This is a genomic window from Frankia sp. CcMO1, assembly GCF_977945845.1.
In genome coordinates, this window is sequence record NZ_CDWTMG010000235.1 from 1 (window position 1) to 7,600 (window position 7,600).

Below are 7,600 nucleotides of genomic sequence, written 5' to 3' on the forward strand. Positions count from 1 at the left end.
GTTGATCGACCTCGTCCTCCACGAAGCCCTGGACCCGGTGCTCGACGACGCCGAGAAGGCCGCCAGGACGGCGCAGGAGGCCGAAGCCGCCCTGCTCGCCATCACCGTCTGCGACCCGGCGTGCGGTTCCGGCCACTTCCTGGTCGCCGCCGCGCGCCGGATCGCCCAGCGCGTGTCCGTGGCCCGCACCGGTGACCTCGACCCGACCCCCACCGATCTCCAGGCAGCGGTGCACGATGTCGTCGCCCGCTGCATCTACGGCATCGACGTCAACCCGATGGCCGCCGAACTCGCCAAGGTCAGCCTCTGGCTCGAAGCCCTCCAACCCGGCCGGCCGCTGACGTTCCTGGACGCGCACATCAAGGTCGGCAACGCCCTGCTCGGCACCACACCCGCCCTCCTGGCCGCCGGCATCCCCGACGCCGCCTACAAGCCGATCGAGGGAGACGACCGCACGTGGGTGGCGGCACTCAAGAAGCGCAACCGCGCCGAGCGTGACGCCGCCGACTCCGGCAACCAGCAGGGCGACCTGTTCGAGCAGGCGGGGCTCGAGGTGTCCAATACCGACCTCCGGCGCCGGCTGCGCGAGGCGACCTCGACCTCCGCGACGTCGCTGGCCGACGTGCACGTGGCCGCCCGGCGGCTCCGCGAACTCGAAGCAGACCCGGCCTACGCGAGCGCCCACGCGGTGGCCGACGCCTGGTGCGCCGCCTTCGTCCAGCACAAGGCCGAAGGCGGACCGGACCTCACGCAGGAGTCGCTGACCGCCATCGGCAGCGGCACTGCCCCTGCCCAGGTCACCGAGGCGGTGACCGACCTGAGCGCCCGGTACCGGTTCTTCCACTGGCACCTGGAGTTCCCCGACATCTACGAGGTCCCCGACGGCGGCGCCGCCACCCCGACCGGCTGGCTCGGCGGCTTCACCTGCATCGTCGGAAACCCACCCTGGGAACGGGTCAAGCTCCAGGAAAAGGAGTTCTTCGCCAGCCGCGATCCTGCCATCGCCGAGGCCCCCAACGCCGCGGCCCGCAAGAAGCTCATCGGAGCACTCGCGGAGTCCGACAACAAGGCCGCCCTGTGGAACGAGTGGACCGACGCCCTGCGCCGGGCGGACGGGGAGAGCCACCTGCTGCGCGACAGCGGTCGCTACCCGCTCACCGGCCAAGGCGACGTCAACACCTACAGCGTGTTCGCCGAGACCATGCGGATGGGAGTCTCGACTTCGGGTCGGGCCGGCATCATCACCCCCACCGGGCTAGCCACGGACGCCACCACCGCTCCGTTCTTCGCCGACACCCTGTCGACCAGCCGGCTGGCCGCCTTCTACGACTTCGAGAACGAGGCGAAAGTCTTCCAGGGGGTCCACAACCAGTTTCGGTTTGCGGTAGCCGTCATGACCGGCGGGGAGCCCGCCGAGCGGGTGCGGATGGCTTTCGTCATTCGCTACGTCGCCGACGTGCCGGCTCTCCGGTTCGACCTCGCCGCGGACGAGGTACTCATGCTCAACCCGAACACCGGCACCCTCCCGGTCTTCCGCTCCCGCGTCGATGCCGAGATCACCCTGGGCATCTACCGGCGGCACCCGATCCTCATCCGCGACGGCACCGCGGACGGAAACCCCTGGTCGCTAGGATTCGCTCGAATTTTCGACATGGCGAACGACTCGGGGTTGTTCGAGACCGCCGACGATCTACGCGCTTCGGGGGCGACGTTCGACGGCTGGGCCTGGAGGCGCGGCGACGAGACGTGGCTGCCGCTGTACGAGGCCAAGCTCCTCGGCCACTACGACCACCGGCTCTCGACGTACGCAGGCGCGACTCAAGCTCAGCTCAATAAGGGCACCCTTCCTCACGTCACCGATGTTCAGCACGATGACCCGAACGTGGAACCGCTCGCCCGCTACTGGGTCGCCGAAGCCGAGGTGGACAAGTCGATCGGCGAACGGTGGGACCGGGACTGGCTACTCGGCTGGCGAGACATCGCGCGCGCCAGTGATTCACGGACGATGATCCCGTCAGTCCTGCCGCGCTCAGCCGTCGGCCACAAGTTTCCGCTGACATTCCCTGGCAACCCGACGCATGCTCCGCTGTTGCAGGCTACGTGGACTTCACTGGCCTTCGACTACGTCGCGCGGCAGAAGCTCAGCGGCACGGGAATGGCCTACTTCATCCTCAAGCAGCTCGCCTGCCCGGCACCGGCCACCTTCGAACGAGTTCCCGGGTGGGCGGACGAACCCCTGCGCGATTGGGTGCTCCCCCGCGTGCTGGAGCTGACGTACACCAGCCATCGGATCGCGGGATACGCCCGCGACATTCTCGGTCTGGCCGACGAGGGCGACCCCGGGCCGCCGTTCCGCTGGCTTACAGACCGACGCGAAGGGCTCCGCGCCGAGCTGGACGCCGCGATGTTCCACGTCTACGGCCTGGCTCGTCCCGAGGTCGAGCACGTGCTCGACTCGTTCGGCGCCTTGCGCAGGAACGAGGAGCGGGTGCATGGCGAGTTCCGCACCAGGCGGCTCGTCCTGGAGGTGTTCGAGGCGATGGCCCGGGCCGATGAGACAGGCGTGCCGTATCGCACGGCGCTGGATCCGCAGCCTGGGAAGGGACCGCGCCATGCGGCGTCCGCAGAGTGACGAGAGACCGGCAGGGAGTCGATCGGGGTGGCGACAGCCGTGACGGCGTCGGCGGGCGGCGCGCAGAGGATCCGTCACGGCCTGCTCCTGCGTGCCACGTTGAGCGTCCTGGCCGAAGCAGGCGGGCCCGTGCCGTCCGGCGAGGTACTGACGGAGGTGTCCCGGCGGGTCGGCCTCAACGAGCACGAGGCGAGCAGCAGCAGCAGCGGAGTGCCGCGCTACGAGACCCTCATCCGCTATGCGACCAGTTGGATGAAGGCCATCGGCTGGATGGACAAGAACCGACCGGCGGGCTGGTGGATCACCGCGGCCGGGCGCGAGGCCATGGCGCGCTACACCGACGATGAGCTGTATCTCGTCAGTCGCCGGCGGTACCAGGAGCAGTTACAGGCATCCAAGGCCGCGGACGGAATCGCCGCTGACCCGCGGTGGCAGGCTGTCCGGGACGCCGTGGCTGCCGTGCCCGCGGGATCCTGGACGACGTACGGCGACGTGGCGGCCGTCTCGGGACTCTCGGCGCAGAGCGTCGGCGGCTTTCTGGGCAACACCCCCGTCGCGAACGCGCACCGTGTGCTGCGGGCGGAGGGGGTCATCGCCCCCGGCTTCCGCTGGCCCGACTCGGAGCGCACGGATGACCCTCGCCAAGTGCTGGAAGCCGAGGGGATCGAGTTCGATGAAGCAGGCCACGCATCGACAGCGCAGCGGGTCACGGCAGAAGACCTCGCGGAAATCGTGGGGACGCCGGCGACCGGCACCCGGGCGTGGCTGGTGCGGGGCTCCGCCGTTTCCGGCGTCAACGTGGTGCCGCAATGGATCAGTGAGGAATTCGTCAGCCTGGCCGCTGCTCACCTGCGGCCGGTGGAACCCGGCATCAGCCTGGAGGATCTGAGGGCGGCAGTCGAGACGGACTACGCCCACCTGTCGTACAACCAGCGGACGGCCAAGCTCGCTGAGCTGCACGCGTTCCTGAACCGGATGTCGCCGGGCGACGTCGTCGCCACCACGTCCGAGGGCAGGGTGTTCGTCGGTCGGATCACCGGGGAGGCCGTGTATGCCGAGCCGGACGATTCGCGGACCACGATCCGGCGCTCGGTCACCTGGGACGCCGACGGCATCGACTTCACCGACCTGCCGTCGTCGCTGGCGGCACGGCTGAAGTCTTCAACCACCGTGCTCGATCTGACCGAAGTCGCCGAGTCGGTCGAGGCGCTGCTCCCCGGCCAGCCTGCCACCATCGTCCCGCCGCCCGCGGAACAGAAGGTGGAGCTGCCGGACCTGCCGGAGAAGGTGATCGTGGACCTGCTGGTGGGTCGCGACTGGCTGGAGGAGTTCGTGGAACTGCTGCGGACCCGCCACCAGGTGATCCTCTACGGGCCGCCCGGAACCGGCAAGACCTACCTGGCGTTGAAGGTGGCCGAGGCTCTGACCGACCAGGCGAACGTCACGCTGGTGCAGTTCCACCCCGCGTACTCCTACGAGGACTTCTTCGAGGGCTACCGACCCGTCCCGGCGGACGAGACTGGGCGGGTCGGGTTCACCCTCACCCCGGGCCCGTTCCGCAAGATCGTGGACGAGGCCCGCCAGAACCTCGGCACGCCCTACGTGCTGATCATCGACGAGATCAACCGGGCCAACCTCGCCAAGGTGTTCGGGGAGCTGTACTTCCTGCTGGAGTACCGCGACCGCGGCATCGAGCTGATGTACGCCTCCGGCGACGAAGGCCGCGAGTTCAGCCTCCCGGACAACGTGTTCATCATCGGCACGATGAACACCGCGGACCGATCGATCACACCGATCGACACCGCGATGCGCCGACGGTTCGCGTTCCTGTCCCTCCACCCTGGCGACCCTCACCTGAGCGGCGTGCTGCGAGCCTGGCTCGAACGCAACGAGCTGCCCACGGCGGCCGCGGATCTCCTCGACGCGTTGAACGCGCGGATCACGCACCGCGACTTCATGGTCGGCCACTCGTACCTGATGCGGCCCGAGGCCGGAACGACCAAGGGGCTGGAGCGGATCTGGCGCTCCTCGATCCTTCCGCTGCTCGAGGAGCTGCACTACGACGAGCCCGGCTTCGATGCCGCCCGCCGGTACGGCCTGAAGGCGCTGACGAGCGCCCTCAGCGACGGGACCGTCATCCAACTCCCTGGCGGAGGCGGCGTCGGCGTCGCACCGGGATCCCACCTCCAGCCGTGACCGACCACCGCGTGGACCTCATCGAATACGGCCCGGCGAAGCGGGTCGCCATCAGCGATGACGTCGGCGCGGCGCTGCAGGGCACCGGGTTCGTGCGGGCACGGCGGCAGGGCCGGAGCGGACTGTGGTCGGTGGGACCGGTCCAGTTCAGGGCGGGAAGTCTCTGCGTCGTCGCTCCCGCCGGCGAACGGTTCGAGGTGCACGTCCGCCCGAAGATCGAGGTCGCTCGGGTGGTCTTCCTCATGGAGTACGCCCAGGGACGGGTCAACTGGCAGGACGAGACGGTGACCGTGGAGGTGGCCGACGACCTACTCTGCGCCGTCGTCGAGGCATTCGAGCGGATCACTGCTCGGGCGCTGCGGCACGGCCTGTTGCAGGGCTACCGCACCGTCGAGGAGTCAACGCCCGTCGTGCGGGGGCGCATCCGCGAGGCCGACCAGCTCCGGCGCCGGTATGGCCTGCCGGTCCCCGTAGAGGTCCGCTACGACGACTTCACCGCCGACACCCCGGAGAACCGGCTCCTGCGCGCCGCCATCACGACCGCCCGCCACCTACCGCGGCTCACGCCAGACCTGGGGGCGAGGCTCCTTCGACTGGACGCACAGCTCGGGGCGGTGACCTCCGTGCCTGCCTGGAAGCTGGATCCCTGGCGGCCCACCCGGCTCAACGCGCGGTTCCGCCATGCGCTGCGCCTGGCCGAGACCATCCTGGCCGGCTCCTCCTTCGAGCCGCCCGGAGCGGGGCTCGTCGTCACCGGGTTCGTGCTCGACCTGTCGAAGGTGTTCGAGGACTTCGTCTGCTACGCACTCTCCGAGCGGCTGGCGCCACTCGGCGGGCAAGCCACGGTTCAGGCGGAGTTCCACCTCGACGTAGAGGGCCGGATCAAGATGCGGCCTGACCTCGTCTGGTACGCCGACGACGGACGGCCGCTCGCCGTCGTCGATGCGAAGTACAAGACCGAGGATCAGCATGGCTTCAAGCACGGCGACCCCTACCAGATGCTCGCCTACTGCGTCCGGCTCGGCCTGCCCGTCGGTCATCTCGTATACGCGAAGGGAGAGGGCGAGAGCCACACAGCCACAGTGGCCGCAGCCGGAATCGTCCTGCGCGCCCATGCCCTGGACCTCACCCTGCCTCCCGCCCAGCTGCTGGGCCAGGTGGACGCGCTCACGGAAGCCGTCGCCGCTTCCGCAAGCAGCTGAGGCACTCGCAGTTCCTTCCGGAGACCGTTGATTCGCGGTCAGTTGTCACAGGCCGAGGCCAGGACTGGGAGGTGTCGGTCCGGGTGGGCGGGGCCGGTGGTGGGGTGGCGGGCTGAGCAGTGGCCAGGGCTGCCGCCCGGGTTCGGGCCGGGGGCGGCGGGGCGCTTGCGGCGGTTCGGGGGTGGGGCTTGGAGGCTGCGGGCTCGCGGCGGTGCTCTGGGTGAGCTGGTGCCGTCCGCGATCGTTGCGCCTGTCACGTCGCGCGGTTGGGACCGCTACGCGGCGACATCGCGATCGACTCCTGGCCCGGCGCGACGACCCTGCGGTCCGGCTATCCGGTCGGATACCGCGACCGGCGGAGCGCAAATGAATTCCGGGGATTCGTTTGCCTGAATCTTACTCTACGCCTACCGTTGCACCACGATCAGCAACGAGAGTGGGGCCGGTCAATGGGCGACGGGGAGAACCTCACGGTGTCCGGCATCCGCACCTTCGCGCTGGCCATCGTCGGCGGTGAGCACGCCGCGGGCGTCACGCTGACGACGGACGACGTCACATCGCATCTGCGGGTCTCGCGCCCCACCGCGCGCGAGATCGTCCAGTTCTTGCAGAGCAAGGGGCTGGTCCGCACGAAGACGCGGCTCGGCGCCGTCGTGCTGCCGCGCCAGGAGTGGGCGGTGCTGGACCCGGACGTCATCGACTGGCGCCTCGAGGTCGATTACGCGGCCCAGATCCGCAGCCTCACCGAGTTGCGCGTCGCCGTCGAACCCCACGCGGCCCGGCTCGCGGCCGAGCGCGCGACCCCGGAGCAGCGCGCGCAACTGCGCCTCGTCACCGACCGCCTGGTCGCCCTCGGACTGCAGCCCGGCGCGGGCGCGGAGTTCGACCGGGACGCGTTCCTGGAGTGCGACCGGCGGTACCACCGCCTGATCCTCGACGGCGCGCAGAACGAGATGCTGCGCGCCCACGGGCACGCTGTCGACGCCGGCCTTAAGCACCGCATTGACCGGGCGGTCAAGGACGCGACGACCGGCCCCGGCGTTATCCAGCACTTCCCGTGGGCCGGACCGCGGCCCATCGCCATGTACCTCCACGACGCGCTGCGGCATGCCGTGATCCAGGGCGCGCCCGGCGCCGCGGCGACCTTCTCGAGAGGGATCCTCTCGGAGGTCCAGGGCCGGATCCGTGACCCCGAACTGGTGCGCGACGTGCTAGCCGCCACCCACGACATCGCCCTGCCGGACACGACGGCCGACTCCCTCGCCGACCTCCTGGCGCCGACCTCGTAGCAGCCTCGCGTCCTGGCCTTCCCCTCCCCGGAGATCGCCATGCCCTCGTCATCACGTCACCGCCGGTGGTTGCCCACCGCGGCAGCCGCCGTCCTGGTGCCGGCGCTGAGCTTCCTCGCGTTCCGCAGCGCCCACCGCAGCTGGGCCGACCTGGACCGGCTGAACCAGTTCGTCAGTCTCCCGCTCGGCATCCTCGGGATCGTCAGCATCGGCGGCGCCCTGTGGGGCGCCGGCGTCCGCAAGCGACCCACGCTCCGCCGGCCGGCGCGACGCACCTGGGT

At 70.0% G+C, this 7,600-nt stretch carries 5 protein-coding genes; all 5 read left to right on the forward strand.

The annotated features are described in order from the left end of the window. Positions 1-2,632 (forward strand): Eco57I restriction-modification methylase domain-containing protein (locus AC08OU_RS20380; RefSeq protein WP_476605568.1); only part of this gene is annotated, 2,632 nt, incomplete at its 5' end. A gap of 27 nt (positions 2,633-2,659) precedes the next feature. Next, positions 2,660-4,828, forward strand: coding sequence for an AAA family ATPase (locus AC08OU_RS20385; RefSeq protein WP_476605569.1), 2,169 nt, complete (start codon positions 2,660-2,662; stop codon positions 4,826-4,828). Then, positions 4,825-6,030, forward strand: a complete 1,206-nt coding sequence (locus AC08OU_RS20390; RefSeq protein WP_476605570.1) for an McrC family protein — start codon at positions 4,825-4,827, stop codon at positions 6,028-6,030. Before AC08OU_RS20385 ends, AC08OU_RS20390 begins: the two co-directional genes overlap by 4 nt. A 449-nt stretch (positions 6,031-6,479) precedes the next feature. Next, positions 6,480-7,319 (forward strand): FadR/GntR family transcriptional regulator, encoded by an 840-nt coding sequence (locus AC08OU_RS20395; protein ID WP_476605571.1) that lies wholly within the window; start codon positions 6,480-6,482, stop codon positions 7,317-7,319. 39 nt (positions 7,320-7,358) lie between these two features. Beyond that, a partial coding sequence (locus AC08OU_RS20400; protein ID WP_476605572.1) for a hypothetical protein occupies positions 7,359-7,600 on the forward strand: 242 nt, incomplete at its 3' end.

Bases quoted from the DNA above. Each gene is read 5' to 3' on its own strand.
- AC08OU_RS20395 (WP_476605571.1), top strand. From the start codon at position 6,480: ATGGGCGACGGGGAGAACCTCACGGTGTCCGGCATCCGCACCTTCGCG.